This is a genomic window from Shewanella sp. KJ2020, from assembly GCF_024197625.1.
Lineage (GTDB): Bacteria > Pseudomonadota > Gammaproteobacteria > Enterobacterales > Shewanellaceae > Shewanella.
In genome coordinates this window covers 113,985-138,453 of record NZ_JAKUKD010000010.1, presented here as the reverse complement: position 1 = coordinate 138,453, position 24,469 = coordinate 113,985, and the positions used below count along the sequence as shown (strand labels likewise).

General features: G+C 46.8%; 19 protein-coding genes. 8 read left to right on the top strand and 11 right to left on the bottom strand.

Annotated features, from left to right (window positions below; translation table 11 throughout):
- Positions 1-41: 41 nt before the first annotated feature.
- The gene (locus tag MJO46_RS06105; protein ID WP_253988551.1) at positions 42-1,586 is read right to left on the bottom strand and encodes an MFS transporter; all 1,545 of its coding nucleotides are present in this window, start codon (positions 1,584-1,586) and stop codon (positions 42-44) included.
- A gap of 400 nt (positions 1,587-1,986) precedes the next feature.
- Between MJO46_RS06105 and MJO46_RS06100 the strand changes: the two genes are divergently transcribed.
- From MJO46_RS06100 to MJO46_RS06085, 4 genes are all read left to right on the top strand, one after another.
- A complete protein-coding gene (locus tag MJO46_RS06100) occupies positions 1,987-3,363 on the top strand; it encodes an MATE family efflux transporter (protein WP_253988550.1) in 1,377 nt (458 codons plus the stop codon).
- 149 nt (positions 3,364-3,512) lie between these two features.
- Positions 3,513-5,024, top strand: a complete 1,512-nt coding sequence (locus MJO46_RS06095; RefSeq protein WP_253988549.1) for a hypothetical protein — start codon at positions 3,513-3,515, stop codon at positions 5,022-5,024.
- A 118-nt stretch (positions 5,025-5,142) separates the two neighbouring features.
- Positions 5,143-5,610, top strand: a complete 468-nt coding sequence (locus MJO46_RS06090; protein ID WP_253988548.1) for a DUF6386 family protein — start codon at positions 5,143-5,145, stop codon at positions 5,608-5,610.
- 109 nt (positions 5,611-5,719) lie between these two features.
- A complete protein-coding gene (locus MJO46_RS06085; RefSeq protein WP_253988547.1) occupies positions 5,720-6,073 on the top strand; it encodes a hypothetical protein in 354 nt (117 codons plus the stop codon).
- A gap of 11 nt (positions 6,074-6,084) precedes the next feature.
- On the opposite strand, the gene MJO46_RS06080 is transcribed toward MJO46_RS06085, so the two are convergent.
- The 7 genes from MJO46_RS06080 to nadK all read right to left on the bottom strand — a co-directional run bounded on the left by MJO46_RS06080 (position 6,085) and on the right by nadK (position 16,749).
- Entirely contained in the window at positions 6,085-7,263 is a 1,179-nt protein-coding gene (locus MJO46_RS06080) for an AAA family ATPase (protein ID WP_367880909.1), read from the bottom strand.
- A gap of 325 nt (positions 7,264-7,588) precedes the next feature.
- Positions 7,589-8,158, bottom strand: coding sequence for an LUD domain-containing protein (locus tag MJO46_RS06075; RefSeq protein WP_253988545.1), 570 nt, complete (start codon positions 8,156-8,158; stop codon positions 7,589-7,591).
- Between the two features lies 1 nt (position 8,159).
- Entirely contained in the window at positions 8,160-9,554 is a 1,395-nt protein-coding gene (locus MJO46_RS06070; protein WP_253988544.1) for a lactate utilization protein B, read from the bottom strand.
- A gap of 10 nt (positions 9,555-9,564) precedes the next feature.
- A complete protein-coding gene (locus MJO46_RS06065) occupies positions 9,565-10,308 on the bottom strand; it encodes a (Fe-S)-binding protein (RefSeq protein WP_253988543.1) in 744 nt (247 codons plus the stop codon).
- A gap of 310 nt (positions 10,309-10,618) precedes the next feature.
- On the bottom strand, positions 10,619-13,423 hold the full coding sequence (locus MJO46_RS06060) for an FAD-binding and (Fe-S)-binding domain-containing protein (RefSeq protein WP_253988542.1): 2,805 nt from the start codon (positions 13,421-13,423) through the stop codon (positions 10,619-10,621).
- Positions 13,424-13,499: 76 nt separating this feature from the next.
- Positions 13,500-15,143 (bottom strand): L-lactate permease, encoded by a 1,644-nt coding sequence (locus MJO46_RS06055; RefSeq protein ID WP_253988541.1) that lies wholly within the window; start codon positions 15,141-15,143, stop codon positions 13,500-13,502.
- Between the two features lie 727 nt (positions 15,144-15,870).
- Positions 15,871-16,749 carry an NAD(+) kinase gene (nadK, locus tag MJO46_RS06050; RefSeq protein WP_198782791.1) on the bottom strand — a complete coding sequence of 293 codons (879 nt, stop codon included), beginning with the start codon at positions 16,747-16,749 and terminating at the stop codon, positions 15,871-15,873.
- A 99-nt stretch (positions 16,750-16,848) separates the two neighbouring features.
- Here nadK and grpE point away from each other — a divergent pair, with 99 nt between their 5' ends.
- Positions 16,849-17,469 (top strand): nucleotide exchange factor GrpE, encoded by a 621-nt coding sequence (grpE, locus tag MJO46_RS06045; RefSeq protein ID WP_198782792.1) that lies wholly within the window; start codon positions 16,849-16,851, stop codon positions 17,467-17,469.
- A gap of 127 nt (positions 17,470-17,596) precedes the next feature.
- On the opposite strand, the gene dxs is transcribed toward grpE, so the two are convergent.
- From dxs to xseB, 3 genes are read right to left on the bottom strand one after another with little or no spacing between them, the layout of a single operon-like run.
- On the bottom strand, positions 17,597-19,465 hold the full coding sequence (dxs, locus tag MJO46_RS06040; RefSeq protein ID WP_253988540.1) for a 1-deoxy-D-xylulose-5-phosphate synthase: 1,869 nt from the start codon (positions 19,463-19,465) through the stop codon (positions 17,597-17,599).
- A 21-nt stretch (positions 19,466-19,486) separates the two neighbouring features.
- Entirely contained in the window at positions 19,487-20,368 is an 882-nt protein-coding gene (gene ispA, locus MJO46_RS06035) for a (2E,6E)-farnesyl diphosphate synthase (protein WP_253988539.1), read from the bottom strand.
- Positions 20,369-20,370: 2 nt separating this feature from the next.
- On the bottom strand, positions 20,371-20,610 hold the full coding sequence (xseB, locus tag MJO46_RS06030; protein ID WP_007646581.1) for an exodeoxyribonuclease VII small subunit: 240 nt from the start codon (positions 20,608-20,610) through the stop codon (positions 20,371-20,373).
- 310 nt (positions 20,611-20,920) lie between these two features.
- Here xseB and pomA point away from each other — a divergent pair, with 310 nt between their 5' ends.
- From pomA to thiI, 3 genes are all read left to right on the top strand, one after another.
- Positions 20,921-21,688: a flagellar motor protein PomA gene (gene pomA, locus MJO46_RS06025; protein WP_253988538.1), complete on the top strand. Its 768-nt coding sequence runs from the start codon at positions 20,921-20,923 to the stop codon at positions 21,686-21,688.
- A 3-nt stretch (positions 21,689-21,691) separates the two neighbouring features.
- Complete coding sequence (locus MJO46_RS06020) at positions 21,692-22,618, top strand: flagellar motor protein MotB (protein ID WP_253988537.1); 927 nt, start codon at positions 21,692-21,694, stop codon at positions 22,616-22,618.
- A gap of 275 nt (positions 22,619-22,893) precedes the next feature.
- Positions 22,894-24,351: a tRNA uracil 4-sulfurtransferase ThiI gene (gene thiI, locus MJO46_RS06015; protein ID WP_253988536.1), complete on the top strand. Its 1,458-nt coding sequence runs from the start codon at positions 22,894-22,896 to the stop codon at positions 24,349-24,351.
- The last annotated feature ends 118 nt before the right edge of the window (positions 24,352-24,469 follow it).

Here is a 24,469-nt window from a genome sequence, read left to right as displayed (position 1 = left end):
AAAGTGAGTATGTGCATACTCACTTTCAAATGTTGTTTGGGTTACTGCGCCGCTTGCTGCGCCTTTTGCAGTGTCAGTAACCACTTACCATAGAAATAAATTCCGACCGCAGAAATCGTGCCTATCGCAGCAATAATGTACCAAGCCATGCCTATGTTGTGGCTATGGTAGAGCAGTTGCGTGAGATCATGGGCATTTTCCCCGGTATAGCTCACCAGAGTCGTAAAGGCTTCACCCTGTGGGATGGCATCTACCTCCGTGCTACCCATGCCGCGTTCTAGTAATAAATCCCGTGAAAATAATTCCTTAGAGGCATAAATCTCATAGAGTTTAGGGCCAAAGTAGCCTTCTAATCCCCAACCAATCCCTTGGGGTAACATCACAAACCCTAGGTACATGGCCTTTTTGCCTTCGGGGGCGATATTGCCCATAAATTCGTTTTTCTTCGGGCTTATCATCATTTCGCCGATGGAAAACATGGCAATAGCGAGCACGATAAACCAAGCCGCATGGAAAGCACCAATAAACACAAAAGCTAAAATACTCAGCAAGCAACCAATTAACATGGCCGTGGTGATGCGATATTTGGCGGTCAATGCGGCGATGATAAAGCAACTGGTCATGATCAGACCCGCATTGAGGTTGAGCATGCCCTCTGGCATCACCTTAGTGCCTTCGTTATTGAGACCGAGCCAGAATTGCAGGATGCCGTTACTGGTGCCTTCGCTACCAAAAAGCGAGGTGACGATGACGCTAGTGTCGACCCATTCGGAAATATGGATGGGCAGCACATCGAACAGGGCGTTGAACAGGAACCAGAAACCTGAAAATACCAGCATATAGTAGATCACTATTGGCTTTTTCAGCTCATGCCATGCATCACGCCACAGGGCTTCTTGCTTGATTTCCCCTGACTTAATCTGCTTGTTGCGTGCCAGTCGCTCGGCTTTACCGGGTTCAGTGTAAGTCAGTAAAAATAAGAAGTTGAGTGAGATAATTGCCGCGCAGGCGAAGAATACATTGTCCCAGGATAGTTGGCGCATATGTACGGCAACCAGTGGCCCTAAAAAGCCACCAATGTTCACCACTTGGTAAAAAATCCCCCAAGCCATGGAGGTATTATTGCGATTGGTCGATAGCACTAAGGTGCCTTGAATACCGGGTTTAAATATCCCTGTGCCTATGGCGAGGAGTAAAGAACCCGCGAGAAATCCCCAAAAACTGGGGAAAAATGCCATCACCAGATAGCCAAAAATCTTAATGATGGTCGAGCCAAAGATGGTTTCTTTATAGCCGACTCTATCGGAAATGCCGCCAGTAAATACCGGGACAAAGGTCTGCATAATGGCCCACAGCGAAATAATAATGCCGTAGTCACTAAGGCTTATGCCTAAACCACCCGCCGATTCGGGGGCCTTGGCATACAGACCCGCACTCGCCTTAACACCGTAGTAGGCGATACGTTCGACCAGCTCCATGCCGCCAACGAGCCAAAAAATGTAGCCCAAGCTCGTGATAGAGGCCCACATGCCTAGCTGTTTTACTTCCCGCAGATCGTTTTCTGCATTTGGACTATTTTGACTCATGTCCTTCCCTTTATTATTGTTATCAAATTAAATTGTCTATAACTCATTTTTTATCAATATGTTAGATATATGTCTTTCGTTATTTTACTTAAGACATAAAACCCAATTTGAGTTATTTAAGCCAACACTTTACCTAATTCAAGATTAAATACCAAAAAAGTAGCGAAAAATGATGAGTTGCCCTAGAACTGTTGCCAAGTGGTGCTGCGATTGTCACCGGGCTGAAATGAAACTGTTTTATGTATAACTTGTTGTGATTATTATGTTTTGCCATAAATTAAATCGAATGATCCGGTTTTGTTTTATGGCGAAATTTAGGTACAATCCGTTGCCGCATTTTTGTTCATTGATATTTTTTTAGATCCGATGCGCGCCTCCTTAATCTTTTTGAGACACGGTAATGACAGCACTATCCCAGGCACCAATAGATCAGCATTTGCTCAAGGAGCCGATCGCCAAGCTTTTTTGGCGTTATACCATACCCACCATAGCGTCCATGCTCGTGACTGGGGTGTATGTCACTATTGACGGCATTTTCGTTGGGCATTACTTAGGTGAAACTGGGCTGGCGGGCATGATGCTAGCGTACCCTGTTGGGGCCATTTTATATGCCGTTGGTGCCATGATAGGCATGGGCAGCGCGGCATTAGTGTCGATCAATCTTGGCCAAGGCAATGTCGCTAAGGCGCGTAAACTCCTCGGTAATGCCTTTAGCCTATGTCTATTGGCTGGCGCGTTTTTTGCCCTTATTGGCGGGGTATTTTCCAGGGATATTTTAATCGCCTTAGGTGCAGAAGGGGAAATCCTTGAGAATGCCAACGAATACCTATTTTGGTATTTCGCCCTGTGTCATTTTCCCATTATCTCCATGACTTTTACGACGTTATTGCGTAATGATGGTCGGCCTTCTATGGTGACCTTTGTGCTGATCTTAGGGGGAGTGCTTAATACTTTCTTAGATTGGCTATTTATTGTGGTGTTTCCCTTCGGTTTGGCGGGGGCCGCGATTGCGACTATGTTGTCCCAGGCTGTGACTGGGCTTTTGTGTTTGCAGCACTTTTTTAGTCCGCGTACCCAGCTAAAGATCAACCTTGAGCAGATGAAGCTCAAGCTCGACAATTGTTTGAATATCGCCCGTGTGGGGCTTCCCAGCTTTTTGATGAACCTCTATCTGTCGATAGTGTTAACCCTGCACAATACGGCCTTTTTGTGGGTCGGTGGACCTTTGCATGTTGCCGCATACGGCGTAGTGAGTTACACCGAAGCGTTTTTCTATTTGATTTTTGAGGGTATCGCCCTTGGTACTCAGCCCATTTACAGTTTTAATGCGGGAGCAGGGCGGTTCGATCGGGTAAAACAGGCGCGCAATATTGCCTTTGGCATGACGCTACTCACCGCGGTATTAGGGTTATTGCTGATCTATTCTCGCCCCGAGTGGTTAGTGTATTTATTTGCTGGCGATAATCCTAACTTAACGCCGGTGGCAATTGAGGGCATGCGTTGGTATTTCTGGGGCTTACCTATGGAAGGTTTGATCTTAGTTGGTGCGAGTTTCTTTCAGGCGATTAATTGCTCTCGGCAAGCCTCGATTCTGACAGGCGCTAAACTTATCCTGATTGCCGCGATAATTTACTGTTTTGCTTGGGCATTTGGGGTTGTTGGTGTGTGGATATCATTGGCGACCTGTAGCGCAATTCTCACCATTTGGATGTTTATCGCCATGGGACGGGTCGAATCGCGTCTACTTGTCCCTTCGGCTAAAACTGCCCAAGATTAAGCCTAATTCCCCATGTGGAGGGCTTTTATTTTAGTGCGAGCGGTGATGTAAATATCTTTTGCGGCAAATATGACTTAGGGCTAGCGTGGGATGATGTGCTCTGATACATTTCGCTGGTTTTAGTCATTTATGTTTTTAATGAGGCCCCTATGCGCACCACTGCAGTCATTTCTATGCTGTTGTTTGGCGTGTTAACTAGTGTTAATGCCAGTGCCAAAGATAATGAGTTAGTGTTTGCCAGCGACTTTGAAGGTAATCGTTTATCTCAACCTTGGTCGTGGATCATGGGTTGCCAATTTGAAGGCGCTGAGCCCCACAGCGGTGAAAGCGCACTCCTATGCGCCGAAGGCAATAGCAGTATCGTCAGTAAGTATCCTATTTCAGAAGCGGGCCTATTAGAGTTTTGGGTGAAAACTCAAAATACTCAAACCCAGTATCGAATCAATGTATTAACCTCTCCGGTATTAAAACTCGATGCCCAGTGGCAGCATGTCGCCTTAATCGATATCACCCCCGGCGCGAATGAATATTTGGCCCATCGCGTCTCTATTGACGACCCGAGCCGCCAGTATATTCGCCTTGACATCGAGTCCATCAATGGCTCTATAAGCTTGGACGATCTGACGCTCGATAAAATTCGCCTCGATATTGCGCTGCAAAAAAACGAGCAAAAAATTATCGGTGGGATTTTAGATAAGCTTAAGGAAGATAAAAATTACGAGGTACAATCCGAGTCATTTCGCACCCTTGGTAAAAATTACGCCGCCCAGCTTGAGAGCCAAAGGCAATACCTCGAATACTCCAATGCCATCTATTCGAGTATTACCTTCGTATTAGCAACCTCTGAGCGCAATAAGATGTCTAACCCATTAGGTTATAACACTTTTAGGTCGGTTCTGACCGATGCTAAACGAGTGGCATCGCCTATCCAGCAGGCGCGTTTAGGTTCTATGGTGAAACCCTTCGGTGACTTGGCAACCGCCACATTAAATGTGGTCAGTGCCGGTGCTTATTCCGCCTTTGCCGAACCTTTTAAGTCATTCTTGGCCGCGACTTTTGATCGCTCTAACTATGACAACAGCGACTTGAGCCGCAGCGATAAAAAGTTTGCCGAAGAAAATGGCCTAAAGATCTACCAGCAGGCCGAGCGATTTATGTCTGAAATCGAGAAAGAGTTGCAACAGGTCACAGCGCTCGATAATGATTTAGTCAATATGCAGAAGAACTTAGATACGTTTCGCCGCGATCTCGACAAGCACCTGCGCAGCTATTTACAACATGCTGGGATTGCCCGCACCCCTGAAAATTACAGCCGAGTGATGAGTAAGGACGAACAAACCCGTGCATTAGTGATCGCCGATGCCAGCGCCAATATTAGCGCTAAGGCCGAAGCCCTATTAGCGTCAAATAGCAATGCTGAACTTGTGCAGTATATGATTAAGACCACTGAAAAAATTGATGAATTTCAAGAGTTCAAGGAGCGCTTTAACCAGATCACTTCGGCCATGTTAACCTTCTATGACCGTTTTGAACGCTCAATTGCCGCCGAACAAAACCCTTTCACCGACCCAAGCGATCGCGCCGTGTGGGAGCAACATGCCCAAAGCGCCCGTAACTATATTCGCCAGTCGAAGGAAGCGTTCACCAAGGCCTTTATGTAGCAGATTGTTATAAGTGGTTGTAATGGCATAAAATTATGGAGATCTTTCTATTTTCGGTGTTGAGGTTATCAAGGATAAAACAGGTAGTCAGAATCATTTCTGTTAGTGGGCAAGGATGATGAGTAAACCCTATACAACAACTCGGTTTGACACAGATACCGCCACAATGGCGATATTTGATCCCGCGGCATTAATTCATCGCTGCGAAGATACGGCTGATTGGTGGTCTGTGCCGAGTGACGAAATTTTGGAAATCAATCAAGGTCATGTGCTATTCGTAGGACTTGGTATCGATGGCTGTTATGAGGTTGAAATTTTCCGCAAGTTAGGTGAGGCTGGGCTCAATTCGAATTATCTCTCTGCAAATTTAACAGTATTGTCAGGGTGCCTGTATATTGGCGCCGCCGAGCAAGTTCCAGCAGGAGATCTTGGGCCTGAAACAACCTATGGCGGCGCTTTAATTTATGCTGTGCGAGGGAATATTGAGGTGAGAGTGTATCGGCTTACACTCCATAAACTGGTGGTTGAATATGAGTCAACCTCAGAAGATGTACTAAACGAGTTTACGTCTAGCCCATTACTTTAAGCGGCTTACTTTATGCGCTACCATTTTTAATCCCTATATGGGCTGTTAAACACCAAAGGTAACTTGTTAATCATCAGGGGTAAAAAAGCAATTTAACATTATGAGTTCTATGATGAATAATACTAAATGGCGCGAATGTATGACGCTGTTAGCTTCTCGTCCTGTGTATTTGCAACTACAGTTGGTCGGTGAAGAGGACTTTCCTCTCGATTATGAAGCCTCCAATCAAGTGTTATCCGAGATCATGGCTACTGATTGTCTGTTTGTGCAAAGGCGTATTCGCTATAAATCCATTAACGCGATTAGAATTGCGAAAACCGTTTTTCCCGCCGGTTTGGCGGATGACAATGTATTTCTGCTTGCGGAATTAAAAATCAGATTACAGCAACTCGGCCAGTTACCCCTAATTGAAGACGATCAGTTTATTGTTATTCATGGCTATCATAACCTCCTAGTTTGTTGAATCCAGAGCATCTACACTGGCTTACAACACACACCATATCTTAAGCTCGCTCTGCGATGGAGTTCATAGACTTCACAACCTAACAATGGCTCAGTTCTATTAAGAACGGCACCAAAACGCTCAAAGTAGTCTTCATTAACTTGTTTTGCACTGATAAGCGGTACTTCAATACTGACATCTACACGACCTTTACGTATTAACGCTGGGTCAAGATTATCAAGATGATTTGTGGTCATTATGACAAGGCAATCATCAAGAGGGACGATTCCGTCTAAGGCGTTTAAAACGCCACCTAAAGTGAGTGGTGGGTTATCGACATTGCTTTCAGCAGTACGTGATACCGTAGCCTTTACACAGTCACAGTCCTCTATTAACAACATAGCTCCGGGCGGTACTTTTCTAATCGCCTTATGAATAGTGGCATCATTGACAGTCGATAGATTCAATATGTATAGATCGCGATGATACTCAACCGCTAAGGCTCTCGCTATACCCGTCTTACCCGTGCCCGTTTTTCCATGTAACAGTATGGTTAGCTTACTGACAACCGATTTTCCCCGACTTGCGAAGTTATCAACTTCCCTCATCAACTCCTGCTTAAACCCTTCATCTAGCACTAATTCACTAAAACCCGATGATTTCAATGTGCCATAGCGACACCATTCGGTTTCTTCGAAAATATTCACTTTCGGCTCAGTAGAGATGTCTCCACGAGTATCTTCTAAAAAACTATGTAGTTTATCTTTTGCCCACCATGGTGCTCTTACAGTAATAGAATCGTATGCCATCGTACTATCGACCTTAGTACGGGTTGCCAACATAAAACAACCACAGTATTTAAACAGGTGCATTCCGTAGCCGATAGATTTAACACTGACACGCCCGTCGTAATTCACACCATAGTCAAAGTACACAGCCTCAGAGATAGAGCGTGAAAAAAACGGAATGGTAGTATTACTGATCAAAAAGGACAGCTTATTGAATATCTCTGCGCGCGCCTGATGGCTATCGTCTATAGTGAGCCGCACAAACAGCAGACTACTGAGCCAACTTAACAGTTTCGCGGGGACATCTTTTAGCATGTAGCCTACGAGTCCAATTAGCGTAAATGTTAATACTCCAACAATGACAGCCGTCAACAAAGGATCACCATTGGTGAGCGCCTTTATTTGTAGTAATACTTCGTTCATTTACTCACCTTTACTATAAATGCCTCATGGACATAGTCGAGAATACTATCAACCGAGTCGAGGAGACTACCAAGGTATCCTCAGTTTGTGCGCTATAGCACGTGGTTAAAGCGACTTGATAAAGGAGCCTGACCAGCAGAATGGGGCGGCCCTGCATCCTCGGATTGACTTGAACAATACCCGTGTTTAACTGCCAGTTCGTTTCGCCATCTGATGCTAAAGTTTAAATAAGAAAGCCGCCGATGAAGGCGGCTTTTGTGTTTCGATTATCCCGTAACCTGTGCGTTTTCTAGGTTACTTTACATCATGACGTTCATTCGTGGTTCTAGAGCAAATACACGTTCAAGCTGCAGGCACCGTGGGCGCCAACGACGAGAGCTTGTTCGATATCGGCGGTTTTTGATGGACCCGCGATAAACACTCCGAACTCACCTGAGGCTAAGGTGATTTCTTTAGCTGCCTGATGTAGGTTCGGCACAATCTTATTCGTTGGCAGGGCTAAGATCAGGTTTTCACAGATAAAAGGCGTCACTCTGTGGCCTAGATTCTTATTGTTAACCCAAATGGCACCGTTTTCAGCAACGCCAATGTCACCCGGGATCACTGCATAATCTATGTCTTTGAGCTCGTGGGCTGTGGGTGGCATTTCACGGTTTGCTGTGACACCTTCTACAAGGGAGATGACCTGTAACCCTTGGGCGACAAGTTCATCCACTTTGGCTTGCAGGGCTTTGATGCCACCGTCTTTATGTAGTGTACCCGCCACAGCATTGAGGTTAGTTTCAAACTGGCCGACAAGGTTTTCGAGCCTTGGCGTCACGTCTATGCTCGGCATTGGGTGATTGGTTAAGGCCGACAGTTTGAGCGCATTGAGAATTTCAAGTTTACTAGACATCTTATAGGCTCCTGTGTTTCTTAAACCAAGCTTCAAAGCTGGAATTGGGGGCGACTGGGAGTTCACGGTATTTGCCCCATGCGCCACTAAATGGCTTGAGTAGACTGCCAGGTAAAATACGTAGCGCCGTTCTTGCCATGCTCATAGAGCAATTTAGCATGGTTTCACTTGCCATAAATTTACCGACTAATGGCATATAGCCATTTTTACCGTAGGGGAGTTGCCCCGCTTCGGCCTTAAGGCGTCTGTGGTGATGAATAATCTTATCGAGCGGTACTTTGGTCGGGCAGACATAGGTACAGCTACCACACAGAGTACAGGCCCAAGCGATGGAGTTGGTATCGTCATGCTTGGCGCCCACCGCAATCCCAATCGGACCAGGAATGGTGTAGTTGTAGCTGTAACCACCGGAACGGCGATACACAGGACAAGTATTCAAACAGCCACCACAACGAATACACTTCAATGATTCTGCTAGGATTTTATCCTTGAGCATCTCAGTTCGACCATTGTCGACGATAATAATGTGCATCTCGCCTTCGGGCTGTGGACCACGGTAAAAGGCGCTGTAAGTCGTGACAGGTTGGCCGGTGGCATTGCGTGCCAGTGTGCGCAGTAGCACCGCTGCGCTATCGACATCGGGGACTATTTTATCTATGCCCATAGAATGCAGCTGCAACTTAGGCAGGTTAGCGCCCATATCGGCGTTGCCTTCGTTCGTACAAACCACCACGGCGCCTTTATCGGCAATCGCCATGTTCACGCCCGTCATCGCGGCATCGGCGCTGAGGAACTGTTGGCGCAGGTGGGCGCGGGCGGCGCGGGCTAAATACAAGGGATCGGATGCCCCCGCTTTAGTGCCGAGTTTCTCATGGAAGAGGTCGCCGACTTCTTCTTTTTTCATATGGATAGCGGGCACAACTATGTGCGATGGCGGCATTTTGGCGAGCTGAATAATCCGCTCACCTAAATCGGTATCGATAACTTCAATACCACGCTGCTCTAAATACGGGTTGAGGTGGCATTCTTCGGTCAGCATCGACTTAGACTTCACCAGCTTTTTCACTTTGTGGCTGGATAAGATGTCGTGAACGATACGGTTATGCTCGGTGCCATCTTTGGCCCAATGAACTTGTATGCCGTTTGCTTGACAATTTTTTTCAAAATTTTCAAGATATTGAGCAAGATTGGTTAGCGTGTGTAGCTTGATTTCAGAGCCAAGTTGACGCAGTTGTTCCCATTCTGGCAAGCTTCCTGCGGCGCGGTCGCGTTTTTCTCGCAGCACCCAAAGGGCTTTAGAGTGCCAGTCAACTCGGGTTTCATCGCGGCAAAAAATATCGGCCTTATGGGCATGGACTTGTGAGCCAACCGCCCCGTGATTGTGTTGATAAGCCATGGTCAGTCTCCTAGAGCGCTGCGTTTAGCACTTGCGCTATGTGGCGAATTTCAATCGGCAATTGCTGTCTGCGGATCATGCCATCGAGGTGTAATAGGCAAGATGGGTCAAAACCGACCACATATTGAGCCCCTGTCGCCGCGTGGGCCTGCGCCTTATCTTTGCCCATTTTGGCTGAAACGGCGCCCTCATCGACGGCGAATGTTCCACCAAAGCCACAGCATTCATCACGGCGATCGGGATAAAGGATTTCGATGCCTGCAATGTTGGCTAATACGGCTTCGACTTTGTTAAATCTTGGGCCCATTTGCTCGCTTGGTGTCGCAAGGCTCAACATGCGGATGCCATGGCAACTGAGTTGCAGGCTGATTTTGTGGGCGAAGGGCTTGGTAAAGGCGGGGATTGGTGCGATATCGTGTAAAAACTCCGTGAGTTCATAGAGTTTATCGATCACCGCTTGGGCTTCTGGGCTGCTATCAAACTCGTGGAAGTTTTCCTTTGCGGCCACTAAGCAAGAGGCGGCGGGACAAACAATGGCGTCGCATTCGACTCCCTTAAAAGCGTTGAGCAATTTAAGGGTGGTACTGCGCGCTGCATCGAAGCAACCCGAGTTGGTCATAGGTTGCCCGCAGCAGGTTTGGCCCTCGGGAAGAATCACTTGGTGCCCGAGTTTTTCTAATAATTCCAAGGTGGCGATAGCGACATCTGGCATCATTTGATTAACGAGACACGGGATGAAAAGAGCAATTTTCATGGTGTTTTCTCTTTCTTGTTAGTGAACGACATTGCCTTACATTGTGTCCCCAATGTCCACACAAATGTTAAGGTAGTTGATCAAATATAGGCTTATCTTTACAGAATATGTAGCCCTAATTTAGTAAATGATCCTATGGATTTTTGCAAAAATGAGAATATTTTAATGCATTGATTTTATTGTGTTTTATTTGGTTTTTTATTGCTGTGTTTCAAGATTTTAAATTGTGTTTTAGCTATAAATGAGAATGATATCTTTTAGATGTAAAAGCGGGCTAAATTAGCCCCGCTTTTACGCCATTAACGAATGATTAACGGGTGCACTCTTCCAGCAGATAGGCTAAGTGGCGATAGGAAATCCCACTGTGTTGGGTTAGACCTACCTCACACATACGGTTGGCGTAATAGCCTTCCTTAATCTCTACTGGGATCAGCTTTTTAATATTACGCAGTGCACTGGCATTGATTTCGGGTTTGTATAACCCTTTTTCACCCGCGTAACCACAGCAGTCAATCCCTGCGGGTTTTAGCACTTGGGCTGAACAGGCATTGGCAATCGCCTGCATTTTGGGCTCGAGTTTCATCTTGCGAGCACTACAGCCTAAGTGAAGAGCCACATTGACTTTTTTGCTGATATTGAGCTTATCGAGCAAGTTGTCGTGCATAAACTCAACTAAGTCGATAATTTGTACTTTGGGGTTACCCGTGAGGGTGCGATAGGTACAAGACAGTGCATCGACGACCACAGGCAGCTTGCCACCATTGGTCATTTTGCTGACCGCATCGATCAGTTCCTGACGTTTGGCATCGGCATTTTTAAAGTCACCCTTAGATTCCCACATCTGACCACAGCAGAGATCGCGGGTCTTTTCTGGGGTGATGACGTTATAACCCGCGCGTTCTAGCAGGGTGACAACGACTTCAGGCAGGGTGCGATTATCGGGATCTTTCGGCGTTGGGCCAAAGGTTCTGCCGCCACAGGCGGGGAAGTAAACCACGGTTTCTTGGCCAGCTTTAGCAGGCGATGGTTTTGGCAGTTTGCCGCCCTTAGGGAAATCCGGATTCCAATAGGGCACTTCTTTAGAAATTAAGCGGCCGGTTTTCATTAAGGCATTGGTAATGCCATCGCCGGTGATTTTATGGATAACCCCGAGCATATCGAAACCTGAGCTGATCACTTGGTTCACTGCGCCAAAGTGTTTGGCTTGGAAATCCAGCACTTTTTGTTCAGTGGTGGTGATGTACGGCGTGCGCAATTTACGTACCAATTGGCCCATGCTGTTATCAACCGGACAGGCAATAGTACACAGCTGGCAGGCGGCGCAGGTATCAACCACATCGTATTTAGCCGCGGCGCGCATTTCTGCTGCAGCGGCTTTATCACCCGATTGCTCTAGACGCTCAATTTCACGCAGGGTGGCGATACGCTGACGTGGCGAGAAGTTAAGTGCCGAGGTCGGGCAGGTTTTTTCGCAGAAACCACATTCGATACACTTATCGACAAAATCATCGACCACAGGGCAGGGTTTGATGTTTTTAACGTGGATATTGCTATCGTCGTTGAGTATGACGCCGGGGTTTAGGATCCCCTTAGGATCGAACACTTGCTTGATGCTTTTCATCAGAGTGTAGGCATCTTGTCCCCATTCTTTTTCGACGAACGGCGCCACAGCACGGCCAGTGCCATGCTCGGCCTTCATTGAACCGTCGTACTTATTAATCACCATATCGGCAATATCATCCATAAAGGCATGGAAGCGGTCGATATCGGCTTGGGTAGAGAAGGTGGGGGTAATAATAAAGTGGAAGTTACCCGCTAGGGCATGGCCATAGATACAGCCTTCTGGGTAGCCATGTTTATGGAAAAGCTCGGTAATATCCCGTGCTGCTGCCGCCAGATGCTCAAGTTCGAAGGCTACGTCTTCGATAATGACCGAGGTACCCTTTGGCCGCTCGCCGCCCACAATCGGGAATAGCCCCTTACGCATGGCCCAATACTTGTCACACACCGCAGGGTCGGCACTAAATTCCATTGGGCGAATAAAGTCAAACCCGGTAAGTTTTTGGGTGACATCTTGGGTATAAGTTTCGAGGGTTTGCGCATCATCGGCTCGGGATTCAATCAGCAAAATAGCGGATAATGCAGGTAATTCCGATAGCCAGTCTGGCATACCAGGTTTACCGGTTACCGCTTTGATGGATGGCCAGTCGAGGAGCTCCGCCGCTGCAACACTCTCACCGTTGATCAATGGAATAGCGCGGGCAGCATCTTCCATATTGTGGAACACGGCCATGGCCGAGGCTTTAAATTTAGCCTCATTGACAGTGTTGTAGGTGACTTCGTTAATGAAGGCTAAAGTGCCTTCCATACCCACCATTAAATGATTAATGATGTCGAAGGGATCGGTAAAATCGAGTAACGAGTTGATACCATAGCCAGTGGTATTTTTGATGGAATATTTTTTACGAATACGCTCCGCCAATACTGGATTATGGCGAGTCATGTGCGACAGTTCTTTTATCGCATCGAGCATTTTGCCGTGGGTTTTGGCAAATTCTGCCTTTGATTTTTCACAGCCAGTATCGAGCTCTGTACCATCGACAAAAAGCAGCTTGGCTGAGGCAATCGTTTGGTAGCTGTTTTGGGCTGTACCACAGCACATTCCCGAAGCATTGTTTGCCACAATACCACCAATTTTGGCGGAGCCTATAGTGGCGGGATCGGGACCAATTTTGCGGTTAAGCGGCGCTAGTACGGCGTTAGCATCGGAGCCAATAACAGCGGCACCTAGGGTGATTTGCTTGGCGTCGCTACTGACTTCAATTTTTCTAAAACCATCATGGCCGAGGATCAGCAATATGCCTTCACCGATAGCTTGGCCAGATAAACTGGTGCCGGCGGCCCTAAAGGTCACGGGCGCATTATGCTTTCGTGCTACCGCTAACGTCTGTTTAACTTGCTCTAGGGTTTCGGCATGTACTACGACTTCGGGGACGATTCTGAAGTAACTCGCATCGGTAGACCAAGCAAAACGACGGACGGGATCATCTGTGACAGGGTGGTCACCTAATTGCACTCTTAGATCATCGATGACCAATTTATAGTTAATCGACATTGCATTACTCTCTTTGTAAATTGACTGAAGTCGAAGTCACAGAAAGTGACCTCGACTGTTCAATTAAATCAATGGATTAAAAGCCACCCCATAGGGTTGCGATAGTACCTGCCAGTAGGGCATAAGCGATGGCAACTGGCATAGTCTTACGGATAATTTCTGATTCTCTACCCGCCATACCTACCACAGTTGCTGCGGCTACCACGTTCATTACGCACATCATGTTACCGGCGTTTGCGCCAATCCCTTGTAGTGCCAAAACCAATGTGTGGTTCATGCCGATATTGTCGGCCACGCTGTATTGTAGACTAGAGAACATCATGTTAGAGAAGGTCGCTGAACCCGATAGGAAGGCACCAAAGATACCAACGATAGGCGCCATCCATGCCCATACCGCGCCCATTGATTGGCCTAACATGTCTGCTAATGCCACGGGCATAGAGGCGAGGCCTGAACCGTTAGCACCTGAGTTTAGGAAGATTTTCACCATAGGTACTGAGGCGCCCAGTGAAATAATCGTCGGTAACATTGATTTACATGAAATGCTTATTGACTGCTTAATCGCAGGGCTTTTCATTTTGAACAGGAAGAAACCTATGATACACACGGCGACGAAGAACGCACCCGGTGCATATAAAGTGGCAAAGCTGGCCTTAAGTTCGGTGCCCATTAAACCTGTCCAGCTGATATTGAAGCTAGATAACCAGGCAGTTAATGGTGCCACTGTGCGTGATAACACTAGCAGGGCAGCCATAATGATATAGGGTGTCCAAGCGGCAATTTGTGAGAATTTGGCCGTAGCCTCAACCTTCACACCCTCTTGATTGTCATTCTCGGCAAAATCATTCCAAGGGGTTTTAGGGAGCATATAACCTTTGCGGGCAACGGGGATCACCAGCGCCATACCGATTAACGCACCGATCACTGAGGGGAATTCTGGGCCTGCAAGGTAGTTGATGATCCATGCGGGAACGGTAAAGGCAAGACCTGCAAAAATCGCAAATTTCCAAATCGCTAATCCTTCCTTGAAGGATTTATTGCGTCCAAAGAACCCCGTCAACATAGTCACCATGACCAGCGGGATTAATGAACCTGTGATTAAATCGATAGTGATCATATGCATGACGATATATCGAGCATAACCAGCATAGTCACCGCCGTGTGCAGCAAATTGCTCCGCCGCCATGCTTACGCCGCCCTGAATTAAGCCCTGTTCCATACCAAAGAGCACGGGTAAACCGATAGCACCAAAGGACACACAAGCTGAGTCAGCAATCAAAGCTACAACGGCTGCGGCAACGGGTGGAACCCCTAGCAATACCAGCAGTGGTGCACCAATCGCGGCGGGGGTACCAAAACCAGCACTGCCTTCGATAAAGGCGCCAAACAACCAACAAATGATGATCACTTGCACCCGGGCATCGGCGCTGATATTAGTAAAACCGGCGCGAATAGTGTCCATAGCACCTGAGTATTTCAGGGTATTGAGTAGGAATACGGCACCAAAAATGATGGTTAATGGTGTGATGGCTGAGAGTAGTCCCTCGAGGACCGATGCGGCCAGTAGCGTCGTATCCATTTGCCATATAAATACGGCGGCGAGCGCTGTAGCTATCATGGAAATGGGCATAGCCTTTGATGCTGGCATTCTGAGTAACACTAGAAATAGCATTACGCTGAGCACTGGCGTCAAGCTGGCGAGGAGTTGAAGTATTGTCATGCTTGCCTCTTCATAAAGTGGTCTGTCTTTTTTATTAAAATATTAGGATTATGCATCTACCTTAATGTCGACTTTCCAGACCTTGTATCAGCAGTTTTTACTGAAAATATTGATGGTCACGACATTCTGTGGTGTGTACTAGACGCTATTTGGTGCTCGACTAATATGATCTAGATCATTTTGACTGCTATATGAAATGCTAATTTACAGCGCTGCGGGGTGCTTCTCTCATAGGAATTTTCTATCTGTGATCAAGATCACTCGATATGGCTATGGCATATCAACTTCACTTATATATGTTTCAATAAATCGCTATTAAAGTTATTAAAAGTGAACTTTTAAACGGGTTTAGCCCTCGTAATTGCAATTAACTGATCCATTTATTTCATTAATGGGTTCTTACTGGATTTTTAACACATTTTTAAGGTGTGATTAAGGTCGCATAAGTTAACGCTCAAAATACATCAGAATATTAACTGGTTAGCTATTAATATGATATATAAGGTAAAAATTTTTATTTTTGCGATTTTTTGATGGTGATATGGATCACGTTTTTGATGGGTGTTAAATATGGTGTGACCAAGGTCACTTAGTGAAATTAAGTTAATTGTGTAATTTACTTTCCGTTAATTAAGTCGTTTACATAAAAAAACAGCACAAAAAAGCATTAGCCATTTTTAAAAGTCTGGGTCGATGGGACTGGTATTAGAGTAGCTATCAGCGGTTATCAGAACAGTTTGCTACCCCAGCCTAATTTGGTGCGCAAAACGTGGAAATAATTATGCCCCTTAGGGTGGATAAGCCGTAGTTGTTCCGAGCTACGACGTACAATAATTTCATCACCCGGTAACACGGCCAAATGCACATGACCGTCACAACTCACTTCGAGGTTTTCCCCATTTTCCGGCGATACCACCATCTTAATCGTGCTACAGGCGTCGACCACAATCGGGCGGCAGGATAAAGTGTGTGGAAACATAGGTACTAAGATGAGTGCCTGTAAATTTGGCGTTAAAATAGCGCCGCCAGCGGAGAGGGCATAGGCCGTCGATCCCGTTGGTGTTGACACTATCATGCCATCGGCACGCTGGCTGTACATAAATTGGTCGTCAATATAGACTTCAAATTCAATCATATGGGCAATTTTACCCGGATGAAGTACGGCTTCATTGACCGCGGTGTTGCTCGCCTTGAGCATGCCGTGGCGATAAACCTCGGCTTCGAGTAAGAATCTGTGCTCGGTATCAAATTCGCCATCAAGCACTTTAGCGAGTGCTTCTTCGAAGGCATCGGGTGGTAAGTCCGTTAAAAAGCCTAAGTTGCCGCGGTTCACGCCGATCACACCCACATCGAAGCGGGCTAATACCCGGGCGGCGCCTAACATATTGCCGTCGCCACCGACCACTATGGCTAAATCACAGCGCCGGCCAATCTCCAGCAAATCCACTGCTTCAATATTGGCGCCTAGTTCGGTGGCAACTCGCTCTTCGGCTAACACTTCATAGCCTTGCATCGTCAGCCAATGGTGCAGACGTTTTAAGGTTTGGTTAGTCCCTTGATGATGCGGTTTGCCGATAAGGCCAATGGTATGGAACTTTGTGGTCATATTTATGCTAGATCTGGCCTTAGGCCTTGAAACGTCAAAATTGATCCCCATAATATGCCCAGAGTATTTAGAAACAAAGCATTTTTAGCTGGAGTGAAAATGAGCAACGAGTCGATTAAAGCAGAACAGGATCTGATCCAAGAGGGTGTAGAGTCTGAAGTCTCTACCGAAGAAGCGAGTCTTATCGACGAGCTTACCCAAGCCAATTTCCGTATTGAAGAGCTGGAACAGTTACTCGCTGACGCTTTGGCGAAAGTTGAAGAGCAGAAGGATTCAGTGATACGCGCCGCAGCCGAGGTGGATAACATTCGTCGCCGTGCCGCTATGGATGTGGAGAAGGCAAACAAATTCGCATTGGAAAAGTTCGCCAATGAACTTTTACCTGTGCTGGACAACATGGAACGTGCTCTACAGGGCACAAATCCTCAGGATGAAGCGACAAAAGCCATCTATGAGGGCGTTGAGTTAACCCAGAAAGGTTTCTTAACTGCCGTGGCTAAGTTCGGGGTTAAGCCTATCGATCCCCAAGGTCAGGCGTTTAACCCTGATCAACATCAAGCGATTGGCATGCAGCCAAGTGCCGAATTTCCGGCAAATACTGTAATGTTAGTGATGCAAAAGGGTTATGAGCTCAATAGTCGTTTGCTACGCCCTGCTATGGTGATGGTGTCCCAGGGCAGCCCAAACCAAGAAAGCGCGACTATTGATATCGAGGCATAGGCAATACTGAGGCTTTGCTAAAGTAGATGTTATGAAAAAGGACTGCAAATGCAGTCCTTTTTTATGTTCTAATCCCAACACCATTTAGGGATGGGATTCAAGATTGTTTGACTAGATAATCTATTGATTATTCAGCTAGATAAGCATTGATTTGCGCTAGAATGCCTTCGGCATCGAGCTGTAAATCATGGGTCACTTCTTCCGGTGAACCGTGTTTAATAAACTCATCGGGTAGACCAATTTGCAGCACAGCTTTAGGCATTTTAAGTTTTTGTAAAAGCTCTAATACGCCAGAGCCAGCGCCGCCCATAATGGCGTTTTCTTCCACTGTGACGAGTACATCGTGGGTCTGCGCCATCTCTTTAACTAAATCCACATCCAGCGGCTTCACAAAACGCATATCGACCACAGTGGCATCTAAATCCTCGGCCGCCGATAATGCCGCAGCTAATGTCGTACCAAAGTTCAGTATGGCAATGCGTGTACCGTTACGCTTGATGACCCCTTTACCAATAGGCAGTGCCGTCATCGCCTCGACCTGCGTGGCTCCTGTCGCGCTACCCCTTGGATAGCGAACCGCACTAGGACCGGCATCGTAGCAATAACCGGTATACAGCATCTGACGACATTCATTTTCATCCGACGGCGCCATAATCACCATATTGGGGATGCAACGCATAAAGCTTAAATCGAACGCACCTTGGTGAGTTGGACCATCGGCGCCGACAATACCACCGCGATCTATTGCAAATAAAACGGGTAATCGTTGCAGGGCAACATCGTGGATCAGTTGATCATAAGCTCGTTGCAGGAAGGTCGAGTAAATCGCCACCACAGGTTTATAGCCTTCACAGGCAAAGCCTGCGCCGAGCGTCACAGCATGTTGTTCGGCAATGGCGGCATCGAAATACTGTTTCGGGAAGCGCTGGGAAAACTCCACCATGCCTGAACCTTCACGCATGGCTGGGGTAATACCGAGCACTTTGTCATCCTGCTCGGCGATATCGCATAGCCATTTGCCAAATACCTGGGAGAAGGTCGGTAGCCCAGGTTTTGTCGCGGGCTTTTTAAACTGTGAAGGGTCAAACTTAGGCACGGCGTGCCAACCGATAGGATCTTTCTCGGCGGGCTCATAGCCACGACCTTTTTTGGTCATTATATGCAGGACCTGTGGCCCCTTGAGATTACGCATATTGCGTAGGGTTTCGACCAAAGCTTCCACATCGTGGCCATCAATCGGACCGATATAATTAAAGCCTAGCTCTTCAAACAGTGTGCCAGGTACCACCATCCCTTTGAGGTGTTCTTCGGTACGTTTGGCCATTTCTTTGATGACAGGCATGCCCTTGAGCACTTTCTTGCCGCCTTCGCGCAGTGTGGTGTACAAACGGCCTGACATCAGTTGGGCTAAGTGATTGTTTAGGGCGCCGACATTTTCAGAAATTGACATTTCGTTGTCGTTCAGCACCATCAGCATATCATTGTGCAAGTCGCCAGCGTGGTTCATGGCTTCAAACACCATACCGCCTGTCATGGCGCCATCGCCGATAACGGCCACTACTTTACGTCCAGCTTGTTCTTTCTCTGCGGCAACGGCCATCGCCAGCGCGGCACTGATGGATGTGCCTGAATGCCCCACGCTAAAGGTGTCGTATTCACTTTCTTCACGCCAAGGGAAGGGATGCAAACCATTCTTTTGCCTGATGGTATGCATTTTATCCCGGCGCCCCGTTAAAATTTTATGGGGATAGGCTTGATGGCCCACATCCCAAATTAAACGATCGAATGGGGTGTTGTAGACATAATGCAAGGCAACGGTTAATTCGACCGTACCTAGGCCAGAGGCAAAATGTCCGCTGGACATGCCGACGGACTTAAGAAGGAACTCTCGCAATTCATCGGCTACCTGTGGTAATAGGGCCTGAGGAAGTTGGCGGAGTTCATTGGGAGTATTGGCCTGGGCCAATACGGGAAACTGAGAAATGTCCAAACTCATAGCGAGATACTTCGTCTCTTATTATATTCTTCGCTCAATGATATAGCGGGCGAAGTCTGCAATTAACTGGCTATTGTATGGCAATTTAGCCAGCGCTGATAGTGCCTCTTGGATCAGTTGCGCTGCGGTGTCTTTAGCACCTTGTAGTCCAAGCAGTTGCGGAAAAGTACTCTTATTCGATTCTGCGTCCGAGCCCTGGGGCTTGCCGAGTTCTTCCGTGGTGGCAATGATATCCAGAATATCGTCTTGCACTTGGAAGGCAAGCCCTACTGCATGGGCAAATTCCATCATAGCCTGATATTCATCTTTTGGTGCATTGGCGGCAATCAAGGCTAACTCAACGGCGCAGCTGATCAGCGCACCCGTTTTCATATTGTGTAGTTGAGTTAAAGCATTAAGATCAATTTTTTTATCGGTTGAGGCTAAGTCTATCGCTTGGCCGCCACACATACCCCGATACCCCGATGCTTTTGCCAATGCCCGAACCATAGCGATATGCTGCTCACTGCTGATACCAGGAACCGCTTCGGTCACAATTTCAAAGGCTAAGGTTTGCAATGCATCGCCAGCAAGGATGGCGGTGGCTTCATCGAAGGCAATATGCACTGTGGGTTGACCGCGGCGAAGCGCATCATCATCCATGGCGGGTAAATCGTCATGGATTAAGGAATAGGCATGGATGCACTCAATGGCGGCGGCGCAGGCATCTAATTTTTCAAGCGTGACGCCGAACATCTGCCCAACACTGTAAACAAGAAATGGACGGATCCGTTTACCACCTAGGAGTGCGCCATGGGTCATGGCCGCCTTTAATTGGGGGGCGGTATCTTCGAGTGTACTAAAACGCTGTTTTAATTGGTTATCAACCCGTTGTTGATATGTTTGTATGGCATTGACTAACACGCTTATTCACCCTCAACGGCATAGGGAGACAGGGGCGCATTTTCATCTGGTTTCAGTAAAATGGCCACTTTTTGTTGGGCTTGTTCGAGCTTAGCTTGGCTATTACGCACGAGGTTAATGCCACGTTCAAATTGTTTTAACGCATCATCGAGTGAGACGTCCCCCTGTTCTAACTCGGCCACAATGCGCTCGAGTTCAGCTAGGGATTCTTCAAAACTGAGGTTTTCGGGTTTCTTCGCCACGTTAATAATTCCTTTGAAAGAGCGGACACAAGGTATATCAGGGCGGCGCAAGGGTCAAATTCAGACGGCGGATATTTGCTCAATAGCACGCTTTGTTGCTGAATTTTTTTCAGAAAATATAAATAGTCGCTAAACTTGCTTAGTGCTTGTCCGATAACTGACAATAGGATAACCACGTTTTAGATGATTTTTGCATAACTGATAAGGCTCACGTAAATACTAGCGTGTTATGTTGACGCAAATAACACGAGTGTAATTTTACTCATAGAGTCAGTATTATGTTGTTTATAGCCAATATTGAGGAGCCATTGTGGATTTAGCTACATTAATTGGTCTGGTCGGAAGCTTTGGTTTTATCCTTTGGGCGATGGTGACCAGCGGCGGTTTGATGATCTTCGTTGATGTGCCCTCGGTTTTGATCGTATTTGGTGGTTCTTTCTTCGTTGTGATGATGAAGTTCAATCTTAAACAGTTTTTAGGTGCGGTTAAGATCGCGACGAAAGCCTTTATGTTTAAGCTTGATAAGCCAGATGATCTTATCGAGCAATCAGTTACTATGGCCGATGCCGCCCGTAAAGGCGGTTTTCTCGCACTAGAAGAAGCGCAAATTACCAATAGTTTTATGCAAAAAGCCGTCGATATGCTGGTTGATGGCCATGACGGTGAAGTGGTGCGCGCCGCCCTCGAAAAAGACATCGCCTTAACGGAAGAACGTCATCGCATTGGTATTGCTATTTTTAGAGCTTTTGGCGACGTTGGCCCAGCGATGGGGATGATAGGTACACTCGTCGGCCTAGTGGCAATGCTATCGAATATGTCAGATCCTAAATCCATTGGCCCTTCGATGGCGGTGGCGCTGTTAACCACTTTATATGGTGCTGTGGTTGCCAACATGGTGTGTCTTCCTATCGCCGATAAACTCACCCTGCGTATGGGCGAAGAAATGCTCAACCGCAACTTGATCATGGATGCGGTATTGGCTATTCAAGATGGACAAAACCCACGGGTAATTGAAGGGTTCTTGAAAAATTACCTGGCTGAAAAACAGCGGAAAGTCGATACAACGGACGGAGAGTAGCCTATGGCTAAGTGCAATTGTCCACCGCCAGGGGCTCCACTCTGGTTGGCAACATTTGCCGACTTAATGTCGCTGTTAATGTGCTTTTTCGTGCTGCTGCTATCGTTTTCTGAAATGGATGTGATGAAGTTTAAGCAGATCGCAGGCTCGATGAAATATGCTTTCGGGGTGCAAAACAAGGTCGAAGTGAAAGATATTCCTAAGGGAACGTCGGTGATTGCACTGGAGTTTAGGCCCGGTCGTCCCGATCCCACTCCGATTGAAATTATCAACCAACAAACCAATGAAATGACCGAGCCTGTTTTGGATTACCAAGCGGGTGAGGACGAAAGCTCCGGTGGCGTACAGCAACAAAATGGTTCTCAAAGGGGAGGCGAAGCGAGTGCGACGGCTCAGGATACCGCCGACGCTGTCAAAGCCGAAGCCGCTGCGGCCCAGGATCAGATTAATCAGCAAGTGAAAAAAATGGCCCAGGAGCTTAATAAAGAGATCACCGATGGTGCGATTGAAATTGAGTCTTTAGGTCAACAGATTATTATCCGGATCCGCGAGAAAGGCTCATTTGCCTCGGGCTCTGGCTTCCTTCAGCCCAAATTTAAACCTGTAGTTCATGCTGTGGGTGAGTTATTAAAAGATGTGCCGGGGATCATTACCGTGTCTGGTTACACCGATGATATGCAGATAAGTGATGAGCTTTATAGCTCTAATTGGGATTTATCTAGTAAGCGTGCCGTTGCCGTTGCCAGTGTGTTATTAGAGGTGAAAGACTTTGATTCTAAACGGATGAAAGTGGTAGGTATGGCATCTAACAATCCCATAGTACCAAATAATTCAGCGGAAAATCGGGCCCGTAACCGCCGAGTGGAAATTGCTATAGAGCAAGGTAAGGCAAAGGAATCCGAAGAAATTCAAATCGATAAGACGCCTTAAATCCATTGGGTTTATTTTTAGCTAAAGCCGCAAATTTACTGCGGCTTTTTTATTCGGACTTTTTGGGCTGTAAGATCCTAACCCTTTGTGTTGAATGATTGAACACTTACTCTCCCGTGATGGCGCGCATCCTTAGGCATCATTATCTAGTGCAAAGCACAGCTGAAAGACATGGTGCATGGAAACAGGTGCGTCAATCGCGGTGAGTTTGTTATAATCCCCCGATTATTCTTTTAACCAATTTTGCTGTATTCAAAATTGCCCGCGGAAATCCCATGAAGTTTATTGTAAAGCTATACCCAGAAATCATGATGAAGAGCAAGCCTGTGCGGATGCGCTTCACCAAAATGCTCGAAACCAACATCCGTAATGTGCTCAAAAAAGTTGATGAAGATGCCAAAGTGCAGCGTCAATGGGACCGTATTATGGTGATGGTACCTAAGGATAAACCTGAGTTAGCGCAGGCCTTTGGTGAGCGCTTGGCATGTATCCCTGGTATTGCCCACGTTGTTCAGGTCGATGAGTACAGTTTTACCTCTGTGGATGATATTTATCAGCAAGTGCTGCCCGTTTACCGTGAGCAAATTGCCGGTAAAACTTTTTGTGTGCGGGTGAAGCGCACTGGCACACACGACTTTAATTCCATCGAAGTGGAGCGTTATGTCGGTGGTGGCTTAAATCAGTTTACCGATGCATTGGGTGTCCGTTTAAAAAATCCAGAAGTGACAGTCAACCTCGAAATCGAGGGAGATAAATTGTACATGGTGACTAAACGCATCGAGGGGTTAGGTGGCTTCCCGATGGCAACCCAAGAAGATGTGTTGTCGTTGATTTCCGGCGGATTTGACTCGGGTGTTTCTAGCTACCAATTTATCAAGAAAGGCGCTCGCACCCATTATTGCTTCTTTAATTTAGGCGGCGCGCAGCACGAAATCGGTGTAAAACAGGTGGCGTATCACTTGTGGAAAACCTATGGTGAATCTCACAAGGTGAAGTTTATTTCTGTGCCCTTTGAGCCCGTGGTTGCCGAGATTTTAGAGAAAATCGACAATGGCCAAATGGGAGTTGTGCTTAAGCGGATGATGATGCGCACCGCGGCGCGTATCGCCGATCGTATGGGCATTCAAGCCTTAGTGACGGGCGAAAGCTTAGGCCAAGTATCAAGCCAAACCCTCACAAACCTAAATGTGATTGACCGTTGTACCGAACTGCTGATCCTTCGTCCCTTGATTGCCATGGATAAGCAGGACATTATCAATGAGAGTCGCAGAATTGGTACCGAAGATTTTGCGAAGTCTATGCCAGAATACTGCGGCGTTATTTCCCAAAAGCCGACCGTAAAGGCGGTACTGGCGAAGGTTGAAGCCGAAGAGAAGAAATTTTCAGAAGATTTGATCGATCACATAGTGGCGCAGGCTGTCGTTATCGATATTAGGGAGATTGCAGAGCAAATGGATACTCGGATAACAGAAACGGAAACCGTGGTCGCCATCGAAGATACCAATGAGGTTGTGATTGATATCCGCGCTCCAGAGGAAGAAGAAAACAAACCGCTTCAAATTGAAGGGGTTGAGATTAAACGTATTCCATTCTTCAAGTTAGCAACCCAGTTTGCGGATCTCGACAGGCAAAAAACCTACTTGTTGTATTGCGAACGAGGGGTGATGAGTAAATTGCAGGCGCTGTATTTAATTGAGCAGGGATACACTAACGTTAAAGTGTACCGTCCATAGATAAAGGCTGCTAATTGCTTGATTGATAAGCGTCTTGGGTGAATGCCAAAACGAAAAAGCCGCAATATTTGCGGCTTTTTCGTCAAACATCCCCCTCTATTGGCGATAGGGTAGGCGT

Bases quoted from the DNA above. Each gene is read 5' to 3' on its own strand.
- MJO46_RS06105 (WP_253988551.1), bottom strand. From the start codon at position 1,586: ATGAGTCAAAATAGTCCAAATGCAGAAAACGATCTGCGGGAAGTAAAA.
- MJO46_RS06100 (WP_253988550.1), top strand. From the start codon at position 1,987: ATGACAGCACTATCCCAGGCACCAATAGATCAGCATTTGCTCAAGGAG.
- MJO46_RS06095 (WP_253988549.1), top strand. From the start codon at position 3,513: ATGCGCACCACTGCAGTCATTTCTATGCTGTTGTTTGGCGTGTTAACT.
- MJO46_RS06090 (WP_253988548.1), top strand. From the start codon at position 5,143: ATGAGTAAACCCTATACAACAACTCGGTTTGACACAGATACCGCCACA.
- MJO46_RS06085 (WP_253988547.1), top strand. From the start codon at position 5,720: ATGATGAATAATACTAAATGGCGCGAATGTATGACGCTGTTAGCTTCT.
- MJO46_RS06080 (WP_367880909.1), bottom strand. From the start codon at position 7,263: ATGAACGAAGTATTACTACAAATAAAGGCGCTCACCAATGGTGATCCT.
- MJO46_RS06075 (WP_253988545.1), bottom strand. From the start codon at position 8,158: ATGTCTAGTAAACTTGAAATTCTCAATGCGCTCAAACTGTCGGCCTTA.
- MJO46_RS06070 (WP_253988544.1), bottom strand. From the start codon at position 9,554: ATGGCTTATCAACACAATCACGGGGCGGTTGGCTCACAAGTCCATGCC.
- MJO46_RS06065 (WP_253988543.1), bottom strand. From the start codon at position 10,308: ATGAAAATTGCTCTTTTCATCCCGTGTCTCGTTAATCAAATGATGCCA.
- MJO46_RS06060 (WP_253988542.1), bottom strand. From the start codon at position 13,423: ATGTCGATTAACTATAAATTGGTCATCGATGATCTAAGAGTGCAATTA.
- MJO46_RS06055 (WP_253988541.1), bottom strand. From the start codon at position 15,143: ATGACAATACTTCAACTCCTCGCCAGCTTGACGCCAGTGCTCAGCGTA.
- nadK (WP_198782791.1), bottom strand. From the start codon at position 16,749: ATGACCACAAAGTTCCATACCATTGGCCTTATCGGCAAACCGCATCAT.
- grpE (WP_198782792.1), top strand. From the start codon at position 16,849: ATGAGCAACGAGTCGATTAAAGCAGAACAGGATCTGATCCAAGAGGGT.
- dxs (WP_253988540.1), bottom strand. From the start codon at position 19,465: ATGAGTTTGGACATTTCTCAGTTTCCCGTATTGGCCCAGGCCAATACT.
- MJO46_RS06020 (WP_253988537.1), top strand. From the start codon at position 21,692: ATGGCTAAGTGCAATTGTCCACCGCCAGGGGCTCCACTCTGGTTGGCA.
- thiI (WP_253988536.1), top strand. From the start codon at position 22,894: ATGAAGTTTATTGTAAAGCTATACCCAGAAATCATGATGAAGAGCAAG.